Origin of the sequence: Labrys sedimenti (assembly GCF_034424805.1) — a bacterium.
Lineage (GTDB): Bacteria > Pseudomonadota > Alphaproteobacteria > Rhizobiales > Labraceae > Labrys > Labrys sedimenti.
In genome coordinates, this window is sequence record NZ_JAXOUF010000001.1 from 813,913 (window position 1) to 834,154 (window position 20,242).

The 20,242-nt window shown below is 62.9% G+C and carries 23 protein-coding genes; 14 read left to right on the top strand and 9 right to left on the bottom strand.

Translation table 11 applies throughout. The features are described 5' to 3' along the window. Window positions 1-73 precede the first annotated feature (73 nt). Entirely contained in the window at window positions 74-736 is a 663-nt protein-coding gene (locus U1R88_RS03820; protein ID WP_322430041.1) for a hypothetical protein, read from the bottom strand. Here U1R88_RS03820 and U1R88_RS03825 point away from each other — a divergent pair. Further along, complete coding sequence (locus U1R88_RS03825; RefSeq protein WP_322430042.1) at window positions 710-1,576, top strand: S41 family peptidase; 867 nt, start codon at window positions 710-712, stop codon at window positions 1,574-1,576. The genes U1R88_RS03820 and U1R88_RS03825 overlap by 27 nt on opposite strands. A gap of 57 nt (window positions 1,577-1,633) precedes the next feature. On the opposite strand, the gene U1R88_RS03830 is transcribed toward U1R88_RS03825, so the two are convergent. Then, window positions 1,634-2,311: a cysteine hydrolase family protein gene (locus U1R88_RS03830; protein ID WP_322430043.1), complete on the bottom strand. Its 678-nt coding sequence runs from the start codon at window positions 2,309-2,311 to the stop codon at window positions 1,634-1,636. Window positions 2,312-2,460: 149 nt separating this feature from the next. On the opposite strand from U1R88_RS03830, the gene U1R88_RS03835 reads away from it, so the two are divergent. The 11 genes from U1R88_RS03835 (at window position 2,461) to lysM (ending at window position 12,329) form a co-directional block, all read left to right on the top strand. Beyond that, on the top strand, window positions 2,461-3,327 hold the full coding sequence (locus U1R88_RS03835; protein ID WP_322430044.1) for a MurR/RpiR family transcriptional regulator: 867 nt from the start codon (window positions 2,461-2,463) through the stop codon (window positions 3,325-3,327). Between the two features lie 109 nt (window positions 3,328-3,436). Further along, complete coding sequence (locus U1R88_RS03840) at window positions 3,437-4,756, top strand: glutamine synthetase family protein (protein WP_322430045.1); 1,320 nt, start codon at window positions 3,437-3,439, stop codon at window positions 4,754-4,756. Beyond that, complete coding sequence (locus tag U1R88_RS03845; protein WP_322430046.1) at window positions 4,756-5,565, top strand: N-formylglutamate amidohydrolase; 810 nt, start codon at window positions 4,756-4,758, stop codon at window positions 5,563-5,565. The genes U1R88_RS03840 and U1R88_RS03845 overlap by 1 nt, the downstream gene beginning before the upstream one ends. Then, complete coding sequence (locus U1R88_RS03850) at window positions 5,562-6,188, top strand: cysteine hydrolase family protein (RefSeq protein ID WP_322430047.1); 627 nt, start codon at window positions 5,562-5,564, stop codon at window positions 6,186-6,188. The genes U1R88_RS03845 and U1R88_RS03850 overlap by 4 nt, the downstream gene beginning before the upstream one ends. After that, window positions 6,181-6,969 carry an ABC transporter ATP-binding protein gene (locus U1R88_RS03855; protein WP_322430048.1) on the top strand — a complete coding sequence of 263 codons (789 nt, stop codon included), beginning with the start codon at window positions 6,181-6,183 and terminating at the stop codon, window positions 6,967-6,969. The genes U1R88_RS03850 and U1R88_RS03855 overlap by 8 nt, the downstream gene beginning before the upstream one ends. Beyond that, the gene (locus U1R88_RS03860) at window positions 6,962-7,699 is read left to right on the top strand and encodes an ABC transporter ATP-binding protein (protein ID WP_068284836.1); all 738 of its coding nucleotides are present in this window, start codon (window positions 6,962-6,964) and stop codon (window positions 7,697-7,699) included. The genes U1R88_RS03855 and U1R88_RS03860 overlap by 8 nt, the downstream gene beginning before the upstream one ends. Further along, window positions 7,696-8,598, top strand: a complete 903-nt coding sequence (locus tag U1R88_RS03865; RefSeq protein ID WP_322430049.1) for a branched-chain amino acid ABC transporter permease — start codon at window positions 7,696-7,698, stop codon at window positions 8,596-8,598. The genes U1R88_RS03860 and U1R88_RS03865 overlap by 4 nt, the downstream gene beginning before the upstream one ends. Beyond that, entirely contained in the window at window positions 8,595-9,635 is a 1,041-nt protein-coding gene (locus tag U1R88_RS03870; RefSeq protein ID WP_322430050.1) for a branched-chain amino acid ABC transporter permease, read from the top strand. The genes U1R88_RS03865 and U1R88_RS03870 overlap by 4 nt, the downstream gene beginning before the upstream one ends. Before the next feature lie 4 nt (window positions 9,636-9,639). Beyond that, window positions 9,640-10,818, top strand: coding sequence for an ABC transporter substrate-binding protein (locus tag U1R88_RS03875; RefSeq protein WP_322430051.1), 1,179 nt, complete (start codon window positions 9,640-9,642; stop codon window positions 10,816-10,818). Window position 10,819: 1 nt separating this feature from the next. Further along, the gene (locus U1R88_RS03880) at window positions 10,820-11,569 is read left to right on the top strand and encodes a cyclase family protein (RefSeq protein ID WP_322430052.1); all 750 of its coding nucleotides are present in this window, start codon (window positions 10,820-10,822) and stop codon (window positions 11,567-11,569) included. A 274-nt stretch (window positions 11,570-11,843) separates the two neighbouring features. Further along, window positions 11,844-12,329 (top strand): peptidoglycan-binding protein LysM, encoded by a 486-nt coding sequence (lysM, locus tag U1R88_RS03885; RefSeq protein ID WP_068284818.1) that lies wholly within the window; start codon window positions 11,844-11,846, stop codon window positions 12,327-12,329. A 507-nt stretch (window positions 12,330-12,836) separates the two neighbouring features. Here the strand turns inward: lysM and U1R88_RS03890 are convergent. From U1R88_RS03890 to U1R88_RS03910, 5 genes are all read right to left on the bottom strand, one after another. Next, complete coding sequence (locus U1R88_RS03890; protein ID WP_322430503.1) at window positions 12,837-13,670, bottom strand: carbohydrate ABC transporter permease; 834 nt, start codon at window positions 13,668-13,670, stop codon at window positions 12,837-12,839. 25 nt (window positions 13,671-13,695) lie between these two features. Next, window positions 13,696-14,613 carry a carbohydrate ABC transporter permease gene (locus U1R88_RS03895; RefSeq protein ID WP_425545380.1) on the bottom strand — a complete coding sequence of 306 codons (918 nt, stop codon included), beginning with the start codon at window positions 14,611-14,613 and terminating at the stop codon, window positions 13,696-13,698. Then, window positions 14,610-15,944 carry an ABC transporter substrate-binding protein gene (locus U1R88_RS03900; RefSeq protein WP_322430053.1) on the bottom strand — a complete coding sequence of 445 codons (1,335 nt, stop codon included), beginning with the start codon at window positions 15,942-15,944 and terminating at the stop codon, window positions 14,610-14,612. The genes U1R88_RS03895 and U1R88_RS03900 overlap by 4 nt, the downstream gene beginning before the upstream one ends. Window positions 15,945-16,000: 56 nt before the next feature. Continuing rightward, window positions 16,001-16,660, bottom strand: a complete 660-nt coding sequence (locus tag U1R88_RS03905; RefSeq protein ID WP_068284811.1) for a GntR family transcriptional regulator — start codon at window positions 16,658-16,660, stop codon at window positions 16,001-16,003. A gap of 75 nt (window positions 16,661-16,735) precedes the next feature. Beyond that, entirely contained in the window at window positions 16,736-17,623 is an 888-nt protein-coding gene (locus U1R88_RS03910; RefSeq protein ID WP_322430054.1) for a dihydrodipicolinate synthase family protein, read from the bottom strand. Between the two features lie 208 nt (window positions 17,624-17,831). On the opposite strand from U1R88_RS03910, the gene U1R88_RS03915 reads away from it, so the two are divergent. Continuing rightward, window positions 17,832-18,323, top strand: a complete 492-nt coding sequence (locus U1R88_RS03915; protein WP_322430055.1) for an MEKHLA domain-containing protein — start codon at window positions 17,832-17,834, stop codon at window positions 18,321-18,323. A gap of 4 nt (window positions 18,324-18,327) precedes the next feature. Here U1R88_RS03915 and U1R88_RS03920 read toward each other — a convergent pair whose 3' ends face one another. Next, the gene (locus tag U1R88_RS03920) at window positions 18,328-18,807 is read right to left on the bottom strand and encodes a DUF2938 domain-containing protein (protein ID WP_322430056.1); all 480 of its coding nucleotides are present in this window, start codon (window positions 18,805-18,807) and stop codon (window positions 18,328-18,330) included. A 65-nt stretch (window positions 18,808-18,872) separates the two neighbouring features. Further along, window positions 18,873-19,403, bottom strand: coding sequence for a regulatory protein RecX (locus tag U1R88_RS03925; protein WP_322430057.1), 531 nt, complete (start codon window positions 19,401-19,403; stop codon window positions 18,873-18,875). A gap of 132 nt (window positions 19,404-19,535) precedes the next feature. Here U1R88_RS03925 and U1R88_RS03930 point away from each other — a divergent pair, with 132 nt between their 5' ends. Continuing rightward, a complete protein-coding gene (locus tag U1R88_RS03930; protein WP_322430058.1) occupies window positions 19,536-20,192 on the top strand; it encodes an HAD-IA family hydrolase in 657 nt (218 codons plus the stop codon). Window positions 20,193-20,242: the final 50 nt, after the last annotated feature.

Sequence of the window (20,242 nt, forward strand, 5' to 3'; positions counted from 1 at the left end):
GGTTTCGGCCGGCATTTGCGACGAGCTTGATCGCTGCTCGCCATCGAAATTGCCAGCTGTCGTTCAAGGTTCTTCAGCGCCTCTGCATCATTTGCAGCGCCGACCATCGACGGCCGTTCACAGGCATGCCAATTTTGGCCGCTAGGACCGCCGTTTCCCTGGAGGTCGTCCAATGCGCTGCATGCTCCTTGTCTGCTTGCTCTTGCTTGCGCAGCCGGTTCGGGCCGCTTCCGACTTCACCGATGGCGTATGGCTGACGACGGGATACGGCCATGCCTATGCCATCGACGGCGGACATTTGCAGCGTTTCGAGATCACGGCAATCAGTTGCCAGAAGTCGGTCTCTGCCGAACGCATTGCGGCCTCCGAAAATTCCGCTCGCTTTGTCGGCTCCAGCATCAACAACGACACCGGGGTAATCGATGCCTTCGCGTTCCGGCGAGGTCGACAGCCGAACCGGCTCGTACTGACTGTGGACGGCGTCGCCACCCAGACCCAACTCACACGCACCGATGCACTGCCAACGGCCTGTTCGCAGGCCAATTCCACGGATCCCATCGTCAATTTCGACATTTTCGCGCGAACTTTCGCCGAACAATATCCGTTCTTCAAGCAGCATCACGTCGATTGGGCGGCCGTGACAGCCGCCCATCGGATGGCTATCGGCCCTACCACGGACGATCAGACGCTCTTCAGGCATTTTCGCGAGATGCTGGCGCCCCTCGAAGATGCCCATGTCTGGGTCGAGGCACCAGCCCTCGGCCTGGAGTTCAGCGGCTGGCGCCCACCCGCAGCCAGGAGCGAGGCAATCCATCAGCGCGCGCTCACCATCGTTGAAAAGCGGTTCCTGACGACGCCCCTCGCCTGGTACTGCAACCGGCAGCTTGCATTCGGCATGTTGCCCGACGGTGTCGGCTATTTGCTGATCGTCAGTTTCGAGAACTACGACAAGAATGCCGAAACTGCCGCCCAGACTGCCGCTCTCGATGCGGCGCTGGACGACATTTTCGGTAAGGTAGCCGGATTGCATGGGCTCATCGTCGACATACGCCTCAATGGCGGCGGCACCGAAATGTTGGGCTTGCAGATCGCGGCACGCCTGACCACCGTATCCTATCCTGCCTCCAGCAAGATCTTTCGCATCGATCCGGCGGATCCGACGAAATTCAGCAAGCCGCAGCCGATCATGGTGACGCCTTCCCCGCGCCCGGGCTTCTACGGACCGATGGTGCTGCTGATCGGTCACGACAGCGTCAGTGCGGCCGAGGCTTTCGCCATGTCGCTCCAGGGGCGCAGGCACAAACCCGTCTTCATCGGTGAGAACACGCAAGGCGTCTTCTCCGACGTGCTGATCCGCCATTTGCCGAATGGCTGGCGCTTCGGCGTTCCCAATGAAATCTACTTGAACCAGCATAAGCAAGCCTATGATATAACGGGCGTTCCACCTGATCTTCCGACCACCCTGTTCACTGAGGCCGATCTCGAGGCCGAGCGTGATCCTGCTCTTCAAGCCGCGATGCATGCCATTGACGAAGCGCACCGATCGGGGCAATTTCCGGATCTTCCAAACCGATAATAAATTAAATTAAATGTATGATATTATATATTGAAAAATATATGTTTTTGTATATTTTTAGCTCGAAATCCGCTTGATCTCGGCAATCATCTCGTCGGTGCTGCGTGTCCGGCAATAATGCCCGTTCATGCTGTCGATCGAAGCCAGATGATTTTCCGGTGTCTCGGCCGCACAGCAATCCTCTATCTGTGTCACGAGGAAGCCGCGGTCGGCTGCGTCACGTATGGCCGACTCGACGCACTGGTCGGTCACCACGCCATAGACGATCAGGAACTCCACACCGAGATTGCGCAGCACATACTCGATATTGGTGGCGTTGAAGATGCCGGATGCCGTCTTGGGGATGATGATCTCATCGCCCCTGGGACCGACAGCCTCGATCACCTTCGCTTCCCAGCAACCCTTCGGGAAATTCAGCCCTGAGATCTTGTGGTCGAGGCTGCGGTCGCGGCCATCCTGGGTCAGGCTTTCCAGCACGGTGAAGATCACCTCGATGCCGGCGGCCCTCGCCGCTTCCTGCAGGCGGGCCTGATTGGGGACCACCACACTGTCGATGCGCTCATAGAAGTCTCGCTTGGCCGCTTCCGGCGTGCCCGGCATGCGGGCCCGCGCCAGAATCTGCGCGTTGAACTCGCCATTCTGCATATCGACACTGAGCAGCGCCGTTCGGGCCGCAACAATCTCGCGCTCGCGGTATGCGCCGCCCGGCGCGTCGATGGCTGGAAGGCCGGCCATGATGTCCTCACAAGATGGAATGCCCTGCTGTAATTCAAATTACGGTTTTGCCCGCAATTGACCTATCCTGTACCGAGGCACTGTGAAAGACAATGGCATCCGCGCGGGTGTCAGGAACATCCGCTCGGACATAGAGAAGAGGTATCTCCATGGAGCCCCCGAGAGCCGCCCTGCCCCAGACCGGCACGACGCTTGCCGATCGCGTCGCGGCGACCATGCCGTCGCTGAGCGACGCGGAGAAGCGTGCGGCCCGCGCCCTTCTTGCCCGCTATCCGACCACCGGCATGGAGACGGTGGCGCTGTTCGCCGAGAGAGCCAAGGTCAGCGCCCCCACCATCCTGCGCTTCGTGGCCAAGCTTGGCTTCCCAGGCTATGCCGACTTCCGGCGGGCACTGCGCGAGGAAATGGAAGCCCAGGCCGAGTTCCCCCTCACGCGCCCGCACGCCGATGCCTCGACCTCGGCGCTCATCGAGTTCGCCGGCGCTCTGGCCGAGACGGTGCACGGCTCGATCGCCATGATCAATGAGGCGGAACTCACCCGCCTGGTCGACATTCTCGTCGATGAAAGACGTCAGGTCTTTCTGCTGGGCGGCGATTTCACCGAGCCGGCCGCACGTCATCTCGAATTCCACCTGCGCAAGCTTCGCGGCAGGGTCAGGCTGTTCTCCACGGGTTTGTTGCGACGCGCCGACGAACTCGCCGAACTTCGGCGCAAGGACGTGGTGATCCTGTTCGACATTCGCCGCTATCAGGCCGACACGGTGCGTACGGCCGAGGTGGCCAAGAACCGCGAAGCCGTGGTCGCCCTCTTTACCGACCAGTGGATGTCGGATGCCGCCCAGGTCGCCGATATCGTGTTGAGGGCCCGTGTCGACGTCCCATCGCCATGGGACAGCCTGATCGGAGTGATCGCCCTGGTGGAGGCGGTCGCCCTCGCTATCGACGCCCGGCAATGGCCGATTGCCAGGGCTCGATTCGAAACCATCGAGGGTGTCCGGCAGAAGCTGCTTCCATAGCAGCCACTGTTTGCAAAAAATTACGACATCGTGCCAATAACATCGTCTTGTAAGAAATAATTCTCGCGTGCTAGCGTTCGTCCCTATTGGAACGGGAAACGGCACGCCAATGGCAACAAGGCCTGAGAGAATCATCACGGTCTGCTGCAGCGACATTGCCGGCCAGGTCAGGGGCAAGGGATTTCCCGCAGCCGACCTGGAGAACCGCCGTCGCTTCGGTGTCGGCTGGACCCCGACCAACATCATGATCAATTGCTTCGGCCGCATTCCCGCCACTCCTTTCGGCGCGGAAGGCGATCTCATGCTGGTGCCGCAACCCGGCGGGGATATCCGCCTGCCCTATGACGACGGCACGCCCGCCGAGCACATCATCCTCGGCGACATCACGACCATGGCGGGCACTCCCTGGGATTGCTGCCTGCGCAACCTGCTCAAGCGAGCCCTCGCAGCACTCGAAGCAGAGGCGGGCCTGCGCCTCATCGCCAGCTTCGAGCATGAATTCTGGTACGAGGCCGGAGAAGAACGCCCGGGCGACTCCTACGCCGCCAGCAGCCTCAGGGGCATGGAAGGCTTCATCGGCTCCTTCCTGGCTACCCTGCGCGCCAACGATATTGTCCCCGATACGTTCCTACCAGAATATGGCCCAAGGCAGTATGAAATCACCATCGATCCCGCCGAAGGCCTGAAGGCGGCCGATCAGGCGGTGAAACTCCGCGAGATCTGCCGCTCTCTGGCCCGCCGCCATGGCAGCCATGCCAGTTTCTCGCCCGTGGTGACACCGGGCATCGTCGGCAATGGCGTGCATATCCATTTCAGCCTGACCGATCTTACCGGCAAGCCTGTCTGCTATCAGCCTGGACGACCGGGAGGCATGAGCGAGATCTGCGCTTCCTTCTGCGCCGGCATCCTGCGACATGCTCGCGCCCTGTGTGCCGTCACCGCACCGAGCGTGATCTCCTATGAGCGGCTGAAGCCGCATTCCTGGTCGGCCTATTATGCCAATCTCGCCGATCGGGACCGCGAGGCGCTTTTGCGCATCTGCCCCTATCCCGAGATCGAGGGCATCGACGTCGCCAAGCGTTACAACATCGAGTATCGCGGCGCCGATGCCACTGCGAGCCCCTATCTGCAGCTGGCCGTGCTGGTCTTTGCCGGTCTTTCGGGCATACGGGACGCCCTGCCCGCCCCCTTCATCTCCAGCGGCGATCCCGGGCGCTGGAATGCAACGGAACGAGCCGAACGCGGCATCGGCGACCTGCCTCGCAGCCTGGACGAAGCCCTGGACGCCTTGAAGGCAGACACCGCAGCCACCGCCTGGCTCGGTCCGGTTCTGACCGAGGCCTATCTCATGCACAAGCGCGGCGAGATCGAAATGGCCGGGGACACAGGCCTGGAAGACCTCTGCGCCCTCTATGCGAGGGCCTATTGATGATTTCGCCCCTGCGACCTCCCCCGACCGGCCTGCTCGCTGCCGGCGATCCACCGCCGGTCGGCTTGCACAATGAAGAGGCCTTCTCGCCCTTCCTGATCATCTGCGACCATGCCGGCAATGCGGTTCCCGCCGCCCTGGCGAGATTGGGCCTACCGCAATCAGAGCTCGACCGCCATATCGGTATCGACATCGGCATCCTGGGCGTCAGCAAGGACCTCTCCGATCGGCTGCGGGCGCCCCTGATATTCCAGCGTTATTCGCGCCTGGTGGCCGAGTGCAACCGGCGGCTCGACTCGCCGAGCTTCATGACGCCAATTTCCGACGGAACGACTGTGCCGGCCAACCGGGATCCCACGGCCGATGACCGCCAGGCTCGTATCCGCGAGATCGTCGAACCCTATCATGCCGCTATATCCACCCACATCGATCATAAGCTCGCGGCCCGCCTGCCCCTGATCCTGGTGTCGATGCACAGCTTCACGCCCTCCCTTTTAGCCGCTCCCGCGCCGCGCCCCTGGCATGTCGGCCTTTGCTTTCACGACAACAGGCAATTCTCGGATCTGGTTCTCGCTGAACTGGCCAATCAGCGCGATCTCGTGATCGGGCGCAACGAGCCCTATGGCGTCAACATGGCCGAGGACTATTCCGTGCCCGTCCACGGTGAGGAGCGACGATTGCCCTATGTCGAGTTCGAGATCCGCCAGGACCTCATCGCCGATGCATCGGGCCAGGCGGCCTGGGCGGAGCGCCTGGCGCCCATCCTGAATGCCGCCTATGCTCGCTTCAGCCTGGAGACCGGCCGATGATCCCCGATCGCAAGGCGCCCCTCGATCCCGTTCGGACCGCCATCCTGGTGATCGACACACAGGACGGCATCTTCAACGCACAAGCCGAGGCAACACGGCCCTATTTCTACCGCTCGGCCCGCGATGTCGCCATTCCGAACATTGCACGCCTGCTGGCCGCCGGCCGGGCTGCAGGCACCGAGATCGTCTATACCGTCATCGCCAGCCTGACCCGGGACGGTCGCGATCGCAGCCTCGACTACAAGCAGACCGGCTTCCATTTCGCCCCCGGCAGCCCGGAAACCCGCGTCATCGCCGAGCTCGCGCCCGGCCCGGACGACATGGTGCTGCCGAAAACCTCGTCCAGCCTCTTCAACTCCACCAATTTCGAATATCTCGTCCGCAATATCGGGCTCGACACCCTCGTGGTAACGGGATTCCTGACCGATCAATGCATCGACCACACCGTGCGCGACGGCGCCGATCGCGGCTTTCGCATGGTCTGCCCCGTCGACGCCTGCACCACCGATACACCCGAGCGACACGAGCGGGCCCTGAGCGCCTTCAAGGGCTATTGCCGGCAGGCCAGCACCGACGAGTTGGTCAAAGAACTGGCGGCCCCGTGGAGGCGCAGCGATGGCTGAACCGACCTCGTCGCAAGTCGCCCCCCTGCTGCGCACGGCCGATCTTACCAAGGCCTTTCGCGGCCTAGTCGCCCTGCGCAATCAGGCCATCAGCGTGCGGGCCGGCGAGATCGTCGGCATCATCGGCCCGAACGGATCGGGCAAGAGCACTTTTTTCAATCTGGTGACGGGCTTCTCGCGCCCCAACGCCGGCACGATCGAGTTCCTGGGCCAATCGATCGCCGGCCTGTCGACGGCTGCCATCGTCGAGCGGGGCATCGCCCGAACCTTTCAGGGCTCTCGCCTGTTCGGCTCGCTGAGCGTGCGGGACAATGTGCTGGCTGCGGCCCAGCTTCGCCATCCCATCGGCCCCTTGGCGGCGATCCTGCGGGGCGCACACTACCGCGAGCGCCTGGATGCCGCCCAGCGCTCTGCCGATGAATTGCTCGACCTGATGGCCCTCCAGCCGAAGGCTCGGCAACCGGCATCGGCCCTGCCCTATGGCGACCAGCGCCGGCTTGAAATCGCCCGTGCTCTGGCAACTCAGCCACGGCTGCTGCTGCTCGACGAGCCCGCCGCTGGGCTCGATTCCAACGAGACCCGTGTCCTCGCCGGGTTGATCCGGGCTATCCGGGATCGCTACGGCATCGCCGTCGTGGTGGTCGAGCATGACATGGATCTGATCATGACTCTGTGCGAGCGCATCCAGGTCCTGGCCACCGGCGAGGTCATCTGCACCGGAACGCCCGCGGAAGTGCGCAACAACAGCAGGGTCCGGGAGGCCTATCTCGGCCATGCCTGATGCCCGTTCCTCCTCTCCCTTGCTCCGGATCGACGGGCTCGAAGTCAATTTCGGCGCGGTCCGTGCGCTCAAGGGTGTCTCCCTCGATGTCGGCCAGGGCGAAGTCGTTGCCCTGGTCGGCGCCAACGGCGCCGGCAAGAGCACGACCTTGCGCACGATCTCCGGCCTGAATCGTCTAAAAGCCGGAGCCATCACCTTCGCGGGCCAGGCGATCGCAACCCTTCCGCCCGCCGAGATCGTGCGGATCGGCATCTCCCATAGTCCGGAGGGCCGGCGCCTGTTCGGCGGCCTGACGGTGGCCGACAATCTGCGCCTCGGCGCCTGCACGCGGCGGGATCGCGACGGCATCGGCCGCGACCAGGAACGCATGTTCGCCCTGTTTCCGATCCTCAAGCAGCGCCTGGCGCAATTGGCCGGCACGCTCTCGGGCGGCGAGCAGCAGCAGCTTGCCCTCGCCCGCGCCATGATGGCGGCCCCTCGCCTCCTGCTGCTCGACGAACCCTCGCTCGGCGTGGCTCCCCTGCTGGTCCGCCACATCTTCGATGCGCTGTCCGAACTCAAGCGCCAGGGCATGACCATGTTGCTGGTCGAACAGAACATCGCGATCGCCCTCGAACTGGCCGACAGGGCCTATGTGCTGCGCACCGGCCGCGTGGTGCTCTCCGGCAGCTCCGCCGAACTGACGGCCAATGACCGCGTGGCGCAGGCCTATCTGGGGGCGGATGAATGAACAGCTTCGAATATATCCTCCAGCAGATCATCAATGCCGTCAGCCTGGGCAGTCTCTATGCCCTGGTCGCGGTCGGCCTCTCCATCGTCTTCGGCGTGCTCAAGCTGACCAATTTCGCCCATGGCGATGTGATGATGGTGGGCGCCTTCACCACCGTGATCCTCGGCGTGGCCGGCATGCCTTTTGCCCTCGCCATGCTCTGTGGCATCCTCGCGGCGGCCCTGGCCGGCTTCGTGATCGAGCGCATCGCCTACCGGCCGATCCGCAACGCGCCGGACGTGACGCGGCTGCTGACCAGCCTCGCCGTCACCTATATCCTGGAAAATCTCGGCATCCTGGCCTTCACCTCTTCGCCGCGCAATTTTCCCCTGCCCGATTTGCTCAACGGCTCCTGGCAATTGGCGGATGGCGCCATCACCTTCACCAACATCAACATCCTGACCATCGCTCTCTCCTTCCTGTCGCTGCTGGGCCTCGGCTGGTTCATCACCCGCACCACCATCGGGCTCGGTATGCGCGCGGCAGCCGAAGACATGTCCGCCGCCCATCTCGTCGGCCTCGACGTCAACCGGGTGATCGTGATCGCCTTCGTGGTTGCCTCCGCCTATGCCGGGCTCGCCGGCGTTCTCTGGGCCGCCCAGGCCGGCGTGGTCCAACCCCAGATGGGCTTCACGCCCTTGCTGAAGGCCTTCGTCGCCGCCATCATCGGCGGCTTCGGCTCGATCTCGGGCGCTCTTGTCGGCGGCTATATGCTCGGCGCCCTCGAGATCTTCATCGTCGCCTTCCTGCCGGATGCGGTGACGCCCTACCGCGACGCCATCGTTTTCAGCCTGCTGATCGCCTTCCTGCTGTTCCGTCCCGGCGGCCTGCTGCAGCCCAATCGAGAGATAAAGCTATGAAAGCCGGCCTGCCCATTCCCCTGCTCGCGGCCGTCGGCTTGGTGGTTGCCGGTGCGATTGCCGTCGGCGCTCCCCTGGTACTGAGCGACTATTTCACGCGCATCCTGATCCTGATCGCTCTCAACTCGGTCCTGGTTCTCTCGCTCTCGCTGAGCAATGGCTTCACCGGCGTGTTCTCGCTGGGCCATGTCGGCTTCGTCGGTGCCGGCGCCTATGCCTCGGGCATCCTGTCGCTGACGGTGCAACAGAAGGCTGCCCTGCTGCCGCATCTGCCGGCGCTGCTGTCGAGCTTCAGCCTGCCCTTCCTGCCGGCCACACTGGCGGCGGGCCTGTTCACCGCCCTGCTCGCGGTGATCGTCGGCTATCCCCTGATGCGGCTGTCGGGCTATTTCGTCTCGGTGGCGACGATGGGTTTTCTCATCATCGTCAATGTCGTGCTGATCAATGCGGCCGATTTCACCCGCGGCTCGCGCACCTTCACCGGCGTGCCCCTGCAGACCAACCTGCCCTGGGTGATAGCCTGGCTGGTGGTGACGCTCATCTTGCTGGCGCGCCTGGTCTATTCGCCTTTCGGCCGCTCGATGATGGCCGTCAGAGACGACACCATCGCCGCCGGCGCCGTCGGCATCGACGTGCTGCGCACGCGGCTGATCGCCTTCGTGATCGGGGCCTTCTTCGCGGGCGTCGGCGGTTCGCTCTATGCCCATTATCTCGGCTCCTTCTCGCCGATCACCTTCTATTTCGCCATGACGCTGAACCTGATCGCCATGCTCGTCCTGGGCGGCATGGGCTCGCTTTCCGGCGCCTTGATCGGCGTCGTCTGCGTCTCCTTGCTGTCCGAGGTGCTGCGCTCCGCCGAGCGCGGCTTCAGCCTGCTCGGCGTGACCGTGCCGCCTCTGTTCGGGGCGAGCCAGATCGTGCTCGGCATCGTCTTCATCCTGATCATGATCTTCCGGCCGAAGGGGATCATGGGCGACCGCGAACTGACATTCGGGGCGACCAAAACATCGGCGAGCAGTCCATCAATTGAGAGGTGACCAGATGTTGACGTTGAGCAGACGCAGAACCCTCGCCCTAGGCCTGTCGGCCGCCGCCTTGCTGGTACATGCGGGACCCGCGCTCGCGGCCGATCCGATCAAGATCGGCTATTCGGCCAATCTTACCGGTGTGCAGGCCTCGCTGGACGGGCCGATGCTGAACGGCGCCAAGCTGGCGGCGCAGGAGATCAATGCCGCCGGCGGCGTGCTGGGCCGGCCGATCGAGCTGGTGACCTACGATTCCAAATCGGACGCCACCGTGATCTCGACCGTCGCCAGCCAGATGATCGACAGCGACAAGGTCGTCGGCATCATCGGTTTTGCGGATTCGGATTCGGTGCTCGCCATCGGTCCCCAGGTCCAGAAGGCGGAAATCCCCTTCGTCACCCCCGGGGCCACCTCGCCCAAGCTGCCGGCTCAGCTCGGCAACGAGGTTTTCCTCGCCGCCTTTGGCGACAATGTCCAGGCAGCCGTCGGAGCCGAGTTCGCGCTGAAGACGCTGAACGCCAAGACCTGCTATCTGCTCACGGATATCGGCACCGAATACACCACCCTGCTCTCGGACTATTTCGTCAAGGCCTATGAGCATGGCGGCGGCAAGATCGTCGGCAAGGACAGCTACAAGATCGGCGACAAGACCTTCACGGCCCAGATCGCCAAGATCAAGGCCCTGCCCGAGAAACCAGCCTTCATCTATGCGGCCGCCAATGCGGAGGAAATCGGCCTCATCCTCAAGCAGTTGCGTCAGGCCGGCATCACCCTGCCTGTGGTGGGCGGCGACGGCTACGATACGCCTTTGCTGCTGCAGGTGGGTGGCGAGGCCGCCAACGACACCTATTTCACCACCCACGCCTTCATCGGCGACGGCGCCAGCGCCAAGGTGAAGGCCTTCATGGACGCCTACCAGAAGGCCTACAACACCGCGCCGGAAAATGCCTTTGCCGCGCTCGGCTACGATGCCGTGAAACTGATGGCCGACGCCGTCAAGCGCGCCGGAGCGCCCGAGCCCGCCAAGATCCGCGATGCGCTCGCGGCCACCTCCGGCCTCGATGGCGTGACGGGTACGATAACCTATCGCCCGAACGTCTCGGTGCCGGACAAGTCGGTCTCGGTGATCGGTGTGAAGGGCGGCAAGCTCACGCTCGCCGGAGAGGCCGCGCCCTCCTTCGTCGCGGAGCCCTGACATGGCCACTTCCCTGTCCTTGTGGGAGGTCTATCGCGCCGCATTCGCCGGCGCGATCTTCACCGATCTGAGCCACGCCTTCCACCCCGGGCAACCCCGCTTCTCGGCCTTCCCGGACGAGGAGCGCCAGCTCGTGTTCGACTATCCCAAGGGCGATGCCTTCCAGGTGCATCGCTATGCCTTTGTCGGGCAATGGGGCACGCATGTCGATCCGCCCGTGCATTTCATCGAGGGCGGACGCGCCGTAGACGACCTACCAGTCACCGACATGCTGCTGCCCCTGGTGGTGCTGGACATTCGAGAGAGGGTTGCCGGCAATGCCGATGCCACGCCGGAACTCGCCGATCTCGCAGCCTGGGAGAGCCGCAACGGCACCATTCCCGCAGGCTGCTTCGTGGCCCTGCGCACCGGGTGGTCGAAGCGCTGGCCTGACAATGAGCACTTCTACAATCGCTCGGCAGACGGCGTTTCCCATTGTCCCGGCTGGTCGCGAGCGGTACTCGAAGAGCTATTCGAGGGGCGGGGCATCGCCGCAATCGGCCACGAGCAGATCGACACTGATCCCGGCATGGCAACATCGAAGGGCGATTTCAGCCTTGAGCATTACGTGCTGTCGCGTGATCGCTGGCAGATCGAGCTGCTCGCCAACCTCGACGCCTTGCCGGAAGCCGGCGCCCTGATCATGGCAAGCTGGCCCAAGGCCAAAGGGGGATCCGGATTCCCGGCTCGTGCCGTCGCCATCCATCGCTGATCTCGAACTGTTTCGGCATCACGTCGCTATTGCCGCGACCATGCCGAAGCCCGTCTCTCAATGCACGCCGGACCAGTATTCGCGCACAAGAAGCGCCTACTCGATGTCGCTTCACCACAAAGACAGGCTTTTTTTGTCCTTCTTGACTACGCTGGCAATCTCTTCGACAGGCACTGCACTTGCCGGCTCCGTCACACTCGAATCCGTGTGACCACACAACCGTTCCATGCTAGCCTGCCGCTAGGTAATTTTGCCTAACACGCCTGGAGTGAACATGGGACTGTTCAATTTCATCAAGGACGCCGGCCATAAAATGTTCGGTTCGAGCAAGGCCGAGGCGGCGCCAGCAGCGCCAGCGGCAGCGGCTCCCACCGACATTGCCGCGCTGGTGAAAAAGCAGATCGAGGAAGCCGGCCTCAAGGCCGAAGGCCTGAATGTATCGGTGGATGGAGATAAGGTCGTCTTGGGTGGCATGGCGCCGTCCCAGGAAGTCGCCGAGAAGATCATTCTCACCGCCGGCAACAACAATGGCGTGGCGCAGGTCGACAGCCAGCTCGGCGTCAACACCCCAGGAACGCCCTCGACCATGTATACGGTGGTGAAGGGCGACACGCTCTGGGCCATCGCGGAGAAGCATTACGGCAAGGGCAAAGGCAATCTCTACAAGGAGATCGTCAAGGCCAATACCCCGCCGGTCAAGGATCCCGACCACATCCTCCCCGGCTGGGTGCTGCGCATCCCGCCGATCGGGCAGGCCTGAGCCATCTCCTCACGCAGCAGCTTCGAACCCGGCGAGCCATCTCGCCGGGTTTTTCTTCGGCGAAAGCGCGCGCAACAATTGGTGCACAGCAATTCAGTTCCCAAAATAAATCAGAGAGATATGAAGGAATGAAAAAGCTGTAGCTTACGGCGATTGCGGTGATCGGTGTCTGGATCACCCTTGTCGTATTGAAGAACCTATTATCGATTGCCAGCCCAATGCATATCGCCATTACAGCCTTGATATTACTTGTGTGCGCTTATGGCACCTACAAGGCGATTAGGGCCGCATACTGCGAGTGGAGGGAACGGTCCTAGTACCCCCGCCCCTTTCAAATCGGGCCTTTTACCCGCAAACGGATCCAATTGCCCGCAGGTCATTCCCCCTACGCGAATCCGCTTCGCCGTTGCAACGCGGATGCCGCCTCCAATGCATCCCACCGAATCTCCCATCCCTGAAGCCACACTTCTCTCATTCGATTCAGCCTGCTGGGAAAACACCAGCCGCCTACTTAACCGCCCCCGCCGTCAGGCCCGCCACGATCTGGCGTTGGGCGAACAAGGTCAGCAGCAATACCGGCAGCGTCACCACCAGCGCCGCGGCGGCGAGCGGGCCCCAGCTCACCTGCTCGAAGGACAGCATGTTGTAGACGGCGACGGGCAGCGTGCGTGTCTCTCGGCTGGCCAGCACGATGCCGAAGACGAAATTGTTCCAGGAGAAGATCACGGCCAGGATGAGGGAGACCACGATGCCCGGCTTGGCGATCGGCAGCGCCACCTTGTAGAAGATCTGCCAGCGCGAGGCGCCGTCGATCATCGCCGCCTCCTCCAGTTCCAGAGGCGTGGTCTCGAAATAGCCGATCATGATCCAGATCACGATCGGGATCGTCACCACCAGGTGGATGATGATCTGCGGCCACAACGTGCCGAGCAGGCCGAGCGACTGGAACAGGAGGAACATCGGGATCAGGAAGGAGAGGCCCGGCGTCATGCGGGCGATCATGATCACCATCGCCGCCTTGTCGGCCTTGATGCGGGCGATGCCATAGCCCGCCGGCACGCCGACGATCAGCGCCAGCACCGTGGCCGCGCCGGTCACGACCACGCTGTTCCAGAAATAGCGCAGGAAATCATTGGTGGCGAAGATCTCGGTGTAGTTCGACCAGGCGAATTGCTCGGGGATCAGGATCGGCGGATAGGCTCCGTTGTCGATCTCGTATTTCAGCGAGAGCGACAGCATCCAGATGAAGAACAGTAGGGCGGGCGACACCACGACAAAGCCGAGGAACAACGTGCCGGCGAGGCGTGGGAGATCTCGAAGCTTGATCGTCCGAAATTTCATCATCCAAATCCTCATCATCCTGGCCTCAAGCATTCCATTTCGCGCGCTGGCGCAGATGCAGCAGCACCAGCGACATCATGATGATGATGATGAAGAACACCACGGCGATCGCCGAGCCGTAGCCGATGTCGTAATAGGAGAAGGCCACGTTGTAGAGATAGAGGTTGATGGTCTCCGAGGCCGTGCCCGGACCGCCCTGCGTCATCGCATAGATGATGTCGAAGCTCTTGAGCGCGTCGATCGAGCGGATGATCACCGCGATCATCATGAAGGGCAGGATCAGCGGCAGCGTGATGTAGCGGAATTTCTGCCAGGCATTGGCCCCGTCGATCTCGGCGCCCTCGAAAGGCTCGCGCGGCATGGAAGCCAGCCCGCCGAGCACGATGAGCATGATCAGCGGCGTCCATTGCCAGGTTTCCACCAGCACAAGCGACGGGATCACCGTGCCCTGCTCGAAGATCCAGGCCTGAGGCGGAATGCCCACCAGCGACAAGAGGTAGTTCAAGACGCCGAGCTGGGGATGGAACATCATGGTCCACACCAGGGCGACAGCGACGGGGGTGGCCATCATCGGCATCACGAAGATGCCGCGCAGCACGCCACGCAAGGGCATCTTCGAATCGAACACCAGTGCAGCCAGCGTGCCCAGGACCAGCGGCGCCACCACCGAGAGCACGGTGTAGGTCAGCGTGTGCCACATCGACTCCCAGAACCGGATGTCGCCGGCCAGGCGGATATAGTTCTCCAGCCCGACGAAGCGCGGCGCCGAGCCGACCTGCCAGGCATTCGCGCTCATGCCGATGGTAAACAGCCAGGGAAAGACGATCACCGCCGCCACGAGTATGAGTGCCGGCAGGATGAAGGGCCAATAGCCCTGCCTCAGCGGGCCGGACGCACTGTTGTTCGCCTGGACGGACGCCACGGCCGGGCTTTCGGCGCTCATTGCGCCTCGCTGCGGGCGAGCACGGGTTTGAAGGCTTCCGTCGCCTTCTTCATCTCGGTCGCCGGATCGCCGCCCCCGAGCAGATTGGTCAACCCCACGCCGATGATATCCCGGAACTCGGTGACCGGGATGATCACGGGAAGCCCGAGCTGGCTGATCGGTGCGGATTGCGCCACGCAGTCCACCCAGGCGCCGGGCATGGTCACGCCTTCGCGCACCTTGGCGTCGTTCAGGATCGAATTGCGGAACGGCACGCCCGCTCCGGCCTGCAGCAGCCGAGCCCCCATTTCCTTGGAAATCGCCCACTGGCAATAGAGATAGGCCGCTTCCTTCTTGGCCGAGGCCTCGGTGACGCCGATGCCGTCGCCGAAGGTGGCGGAGGCCTGCGCAGCCGGCCCCTTGGGCATCACACCATAGCCGACCTTGCCGACCACGCGGGACTTCTGCGGATTCTCCAGCGGCGGGGCAAAGCCGACACCGTCGAGCCACATGCCGACCTTGCCCTGCAGGAAGGCGGACTGGCATTCGGCCCAGTTGAAGCCGGTAACCCCACGCGGGGCCGACTTGGTCATCAGGCGCTGGTAGAGCGCGGCAGCCTCGATCGCCTCCGGGCTGTCGGTCTGCAGCGAACCGTCGGCACCGACGGGGTTCTTGCCATTGCCGAGCAGGAAGCTGGTCCACACCGGCACATTGGCATTCTTGGCGCCCCGCGCCACGAAGCCCGCAATGTTGTTGCTGGCATCGGTGATGGTTTCGGCCGCCTTGACCATCTCCTCGAAGGTCTTGGGATATTCAAGCCCCTTGGCGGCGAACAGGTCCTTGTTCCAATAGACGATCCAGTAATCCACCGAGAAGGGCAACGCACCGAAGCGGCCATTCCTGTCCTTGGCGAAGGCCAGGCCCGCAGCGGCGAAATCGCTCTCGACCAGGGTGGGATCCGTCAGTTCGGGGTTCTTGAGGAAGGGGCCGAGATCGGCCAGCCAGCCGGCTTTCTCGAACTGGCGCTTCTGGACGTGATAGCTGACATGGATGACGTCGAAGCTCGGCTTGCCGGAGGTCAGCTCGATCACGGCCTTCTGGCGCTGCTGCTGCTCCGGCGTCTGCTCGGCATTGACCTTGATGCCGGTAAGTTCCTCGAATTCCTTCTGGTATTTCTGCAGCGTATCGCCACGCGGGCTCTTGATCAGGTTCACCTCGAGCGTGGTGCCGGCATATTTCTTCCAGTCGACTGCCGCGAAGGCCGGCCGGATACCGGCGAGGCCGGCAGCGCCGAGTGCGGCGGAACCGGCCAGGAATTGCCGGCGCGACGGCTTCAACAAATCAAAACTCATAGGTTCCTCCTCCCAAAGCTTCTTCTGGATCGTCTGTCTTGTGTATCGTCCCGGCGCTAGACCTTGAGCGCCAGGGCACGGGCGTTGTTGATGTGTTCGGCAATGGCGTCCACCGCCTTTTGCGGCTCGCGGCTCTCAATGGCATCGAGGATGGCAAGGTGCTCGCGCATCACCGGCACCACCCTGCCATCGATACGGAAACGCTCCTGGTTGATCAGGCGCATCTTGATCGAGTTGACGCGATAGGCCTTGGCGATGATCTCGTTGCCGATGGAATCGATGATGGTGTCATGCAGGTTCCAGTCGGTCGCCTGCGCTTGTTCCACCATCTCGGGGGCCAGATCTTCCGACAGCCCCCGGGCCAGCATGTCCTCGTGCTCGCGGCGCAGCTTCGCCAGCAGGCCATCGGAGGCCGACACCGTGAAAAGAGCCACGGCCTCCTTCTCCAGGAAGAGGCGGAACTGGAAAGCGTCCTTGATGAGGTTGAGGTCGATATGGGCGATCTGGATGCCACGCTGGGGAATGGTGGAGAGCAAGCCCTCCGCTTCCAGGCGCGGCACGAGTTCACGGATTGCTCCAAGCGGCAGGCCGGTCAGCGCCACCAGTTCGCGCTGGGATACGAACTGTCCGGGACGGACATCGCGCGCCAGCAGATGGCGGGTGAAACTGGCATAGGCCTTTTCCCGCAACCGCAGCGGTTCGCCGCCTTCTTCCATCCGCCCCCTCCCTGATCCGGAGCAAATGCGATTTTTCGAACCGCACTCTTCTCCAGCTTCTGTTTTGACGCCTCTCTAGGCCGCCTTCGTTTGCCCGATGCGGTCAAACAGGCCAGCCAGCTTCTTGGCATCATGCTCGGGCAACGTCACCAACGGCGCCCGTGTTGCCGACCATGCTGCATCGCCGGTACGATAGGCAACCATCGCCTTAATCGCCGGGATGACCGGATAGTGGAGGAGTTCGTCGACGAAGGCGACCACCCCTGCGTCGTCCCGTCCTTCGTGAACCATGGCAAGCAGGCGCCCGGGACAGATATTCGCCATGCCGGAAATCGCCCCCTGCCCGCCCATGCGCACGCCCGCCGCCAGGCCTCTCTCGTCGCCGATCAGGATGGCAAGGTCACCATGGGCTTCCAGCAGAGACTGCGTAAACGGCCAATTGCCCGAGGAATCCTTGACGCCGGCCACCACCGACGGGAACGCCTGCTTCAGTCGCCCGATCAGGTCCACCGAAAGCTCCACGGCGGTAACCGAGGGAATGTTGTAGAGATAGACGTCCCTCGCTTTCGGCCCGACCGCCTCGAACACGGCGGCAAACCAGGTGAACAGGCCATCGTCCTGCAAGCCCTTGAAATAAGAAGGCGGTGCCAGCAGCACGCCACGGCAACCGACATCGAGAGCCTGCCGGGCTTGAGCCGCTGCATCGGCAATGGCATTCGCCATCACGCCCACCACGATCTGCCGCGCCTCGATGCCGTCAGCCAGGAAAGCCGACAGCAGAATTTCACGTTCAGTCGACGCGATCGAGGCCCCCTCCCCGGTGGTACCGAACAGCGTAACGCTGCCGCAGCCATTGGCGAGGCACCAGCGCGCATGGGCGACGGCACGGGCGACGTCAACCTGCCCTTGGCCATCGAAGGGCGTGGCCAATGCCGCTGAAAGGCCAAAACGGTGGTGCGTCATCCCTGTCTTTCATCGATTTTTCAATATGCAACTACCGATAACAGACTAACATGTCAGTCGCAAGTCGGATGGAAAATTTTGTCTGATCAATTTCGGCTGCCGGGCTTGACCGGTTGCCGCGAGGCGGCGACATTCGCGGCATACAACCCGCGGCTCTCGCTTTGGCGAGCAGGCCGTACGGGCTCATCCCTTCAACCACCATCCGCTCATGACATTCCCCCTTGGGCTCGCAGCAACCTGGCCGGCTCTTGCCGGCAATCCGGATTTCGCCGCCCTGCTCGACCGCAGCCTCCGCCGCCTGACGGGGCGCGGGCTTTTTCCAACTCCGCCGGGCGAGCGGGCAGACGCGACATGGCTCTACGCCGAGGCGCCCTTCTGCCTTCTGGCCCATGACACCTATGCCGATCCCGTTTTCATTTATGGGAACAAGGCCGTACAAGCATGCTTTGAATATGATTGGGAAGAATTGACGCAATTGCCATCCCGTCTGTCGGCGGAGTTTCCGGATCGAGACGAACGCCAGCGCCTGCTCGATACGGTCAAAAGGCAGGGTTTCATCGCCGACTATCGCGGCGTGCGCATCGCCAAATCAGGCCGGCGCTTCTTCATCGAGAATGCCACAGTTTGGGAAGTGATCGACGATGCCGGCAACCGCCATGGCCAGGCCGCCATGTTCGCCTCCTGGCGCGATCTGCCCTGAGCCGTCAGCGGATGATCAGGGCCGTCCCCCACAGGCCGATCGCAAATACCGTATGCGCGACCAGATTGAGCAGGCGTACCTTGGTGGGATTGGGTGTTTTCGACGCGGCCCAGCCGATGCCGAGCCCGGGTTGCAGCAGGAACCAGCCGGCGCCCACCGTGACGATGCCGAGGATCCAGGCCGGCAGGAATGTCGGGTTCGCCAGCCAGGCGGCTCCGGCGAAGATCACCAGGATCACGCCATAGAGGATGCCGACCACGTAATGGCCGATCCATCCCAACGCCAATTCATGGGCATAGGGCTCGGCCTTGCCGATATCGTCATGGAAGACGCGGCCTTTTTTCAGATGCCAGAACCATCGGCCGACAGGGGCCCAGTTGGGCAGGTTCTCACCGAAGAATTTGTGCAGCACGATCGCCCATAGATCCATCAGGACCGTTGCACCAACACCGATCGCAACGCCGCGCCAGAAAAGTTCGAACATGCCGATTCCGCCAAGAGGACTGTATTCATCATACAAAACACGCCGCAGCCGGCGGGCGCAAGATTTCAAATCTCGAGAAGAGCGCGGATTTCGTCTGGATCAGCGATAATGATGCGGCGGGCCAGCGAAACGGCAAAGCCGCCGCGTGCCAATATGGCGATTTCCCGCTCGACCTCGGCGTCCCTGTCCGCCCGTCGCCAGGGACCGATGCGCCGGCGCTGTGCCAGCCGGGCGGCAGCCCTCTCCTCGGCCTTACCACGGTCCTCCCCTGCAAGCGCCTGGGCCACCAAGGCGCGATCGACGCCCTTGGCAGCCAAGGCAGCGCCGATCCGGCGAGCCGAAAGGCCGCGGCTGCGCCCGGCATGAAGGCGTGCCTCCACGAAACTGGCGTCGTCGATGAAACCGAGCTGCCGGCAATGGTCGATCGTGCGCTCGATCAGGTCTACGACGTCAACTTCCGGCCCCAGTTTGCGGCGCGCCCGTCGCTGCAGGACCAGACGGAGATTGGCGACGCTGGTCGATCGCTGGCCGAGATAATGGAGCGCCGACTTGCGCATCCAGCTTTCTTCGCGGCTCAGCGACGGGATGATGGACATGGCAGCCTCGAATCGTTGGAAAGAACTTGCCGGAACTCACGGCTGCGCGCCATCATCCTGCGGCTCGGACCTGGCTTGACAAGAATCGCGACACGCCGGCCTCTGCACGTCTTCTCGGATCAGGCGGTTCCCATGTCCTTCTCTCTGGTGATTTTCGATTGCGATGGCGTTCTCGTCGACAGCGAGATCCTGTCGGCGGAAGTCGAGGCCGAAGCCCTGTCGGCGCTCGGCGTCAAAGTCACCGCCCATGACGTGATGCAGCGTTTCCTCGGTCTGACCCAGGAGGCTTTGGAAGAGCGCTTCGAGCAGGATTTCGGTCTCAGGCTGCCGCCTGACCATGCCGAGACCACGCGTCGCATGCTTCGGGCAGCCTATATAGCCCGACTGGAACCCATTCCGGGCGTGCGCGAGGTCCTCCAGAGCCTGCCGATGCCCTTTTGCGTGGCCTCCAACAGCCCCCCCGCCAAGCTTGGCCTCGGCCTCAGCATCACCAACCTGTTCGAACTGGTCTATCCCAACATCTTCAGCGCGAAGCTCGTAGCGCAGGGCAAACCGGCACCGGATCTGTTTCTCCATGCAGCGAAGGCTCTGGGTGCGGCCCCCGCCGACACCGTGGTGGTCGAGGACAGCGTGGTCGGCGTCAAGGCGGCCAAGGCAGCCGGCATGACGGCGATCGGCTTCGTCGGTGGGCTGCACCATATGCCGCCGAGCGAGGAAACCCTGGTAGCCGCCGGCGCCGATCACATCGCCGAGACGATGGACGAGGTGAAGGCTCTGATCCTGGCGTAAGATCGGGGCCTGTCTTCGGACCAGCCAAAGCTTTTCTGTAAACGCCAAGT

What these genes read in the sequence shown, in the direction of transcription:
- U1R88_RS03825 (WP_322430042.1), top strand. Translation starts at nt 710, where the DNA reads ATGCTGGCGCCCCTCGAAGATGCCCATGTCTGGGTCGAGGCACCAGCC.
- U1R88_RS03820 (WP_322430041.1), bottom strand. Translation starts at nt 736, where the DNA reads ATGGGCATCTTCGAGGGGCGCCAGCATCTCGCGAAAATGCCTGAAGAG.
- U1R88_RS03830 (WP_322430043.1), bottom strand. Translation starts at nt 2,311, where the DNA reads ATGGCCGGCCTTCCAGCCATCGACGCGCCGGGCGGCGCATACCGCGAG.
- U1R88_RS03835 (WP_322430044.1), top strand. Translation starts at nt 2,461, where the DNA reads ATGGAGCCCCCGAGAGCCGCCCTGCCCCAGACCGGCACGACGCTTGCC.
- U1R88_RS03840 (WP_322430045.1), top strand. Translation starts at nt 3,437, where the DNA reads ATGGCAACAAGGCCTGAGAGAATCATCACGGTCTGCTGCAGCGACATT.
- U1R88_RS03845 (WP_322430046.1), top strand. Translation starts at nt 4,756, where the DNA reads ATGATTTCGCCCCTGCGACCTCCCCCGACCGGCCTGCTCGCTGCCGGC.
- U1R88_RS03850 (WP_322430047.1), top strand. Translation starts at nt 5,562, where the DNA reads ATGATCCCCGATCGCAAGGCGCCCCTCGATCCCGTTCGGACCGCCATC.
- U1R88_RS03855 (WP_322430048.1), top strand. Translation starts at nt 6,181, where the DNA reads ATGGCTGAACCGACCTCGTCGCAAGTCGCCCCCCTGCTGCGCACGGCC.
- U1R88_RS03860 (WP_068284836.1), top strand. Translation starts at nt 6,962, where the DNA reads ATGCCTGATGCCCGTTCCTCCTCTCCCTTGCTCCGGATCGACGGGCTC.
- U1R88_RS03865 (WP_322430049.1), top strand. Translation starts at nt 7,696, where the DNA reads ATGAACAGCTTCGAATATATCCTCCAGCAGATCATCAATGCCGTCAGC.
- U1R88_RS03870 (WP_322430050.1), top strand. Translation starts at nt 8,595, where the DNA reads ATGAAAGCCGGCCTGCCCATTCCCCTGCTCGCGGCCGTCGGCTTGGTG.
- U1R88_RS03875 (WP_322430051.1), top strand. Translation starts at nt 9,640, where the DNA reads ATGTTGACGTTGAGCAGACGCAGAACCCTCGCCCTAGGCCTGTCGGCC.
- U1R88_RS03880 (WP_322430052.1), top strand. Translation starts at nt 10,820, where the DNA reads ATGGCCACTTCCCTGTCCTTGTGGGAGGTCTATCGCGCCGCATTCGCC.
- lysM (WP_068284818.1), top strand. Translation starts at nt 11,844, where the DNA reads ATGGGACTGTTCAATTTCATCAAGGACGCCGGCCATAAAATGTTCGGT.
- U1R88_RS03890 (WP_322430503.1), bottom strand. Translation starts at nt 13,670, where the DNA reads ATGAAATTTCGGACGATCAAGCTTCGAGATCTCCCACGCCTCGCCGGC.
- U1R88_RS03895 (WP_425545380.1), bottom strand. Translation starts at nt 14,613, where the DNA reads ATGAGCGCCGAAAGCCCGGCCGTGGCGTCCGTCCAGGCGAACAACAGT.
- U1R88_RS03900 (WP_322430053.1), bottom strand. Translation starts at nt 15,944, where the DNA reads ATGAGTTTTGATTTGTTGAAGCCGTCGCGCCGGCAATTCCTGGCCGGT.
- U1R88_RS03905 (WP_068284811.1), bottom strand. Translation starts at nt 16,660, where the DNA reads ATGGAAGAAGGCGGCGAACCGCTGCGGTTGCGGGAAAAGGCCTATGCC.
- U1R88_RS03910 (WP_322430054.1), bottom strand. Translation starts at nt 17,623, where the DNA reads ATGACGCACCACCGTTTTGGCCTTTCAGCGGCATTGGCCACGCCCTTC.
- U1R88_RS03915 (WP_322430055.1), top strand. Translation starts at nt 17,832, where the DNA reads ATGACATTCCCCCTTGGGCTCGCAGCAACCTGGCCGGCTCTTGCCGGC.
- U1R88_RS03920 (WP_322430056.1), bottom strand. Translation starts at nt 18,807, where the DNA reads ATGTTCGAACTTTTCTGGCGCGGCGTTGCGATCGGTGTTGGTGCAACG.
- U1R88_RS03925 (WP_322430057.1), bottom strand. Translation starts at nt 19,403, where the DNA reads ATGTCCATCATCCCGTCGCTGAGCCGCGAAGAAAGCTGGATGCGCAAG.
- U1R88_RS03930 (WP_322430058.1), top strand. Translation starts at nt 19,536, where the DNA reads ATGTCCTTCTCTCTGGTGATTTTCGATTGCGATGGCGTTCTCGTCGAC.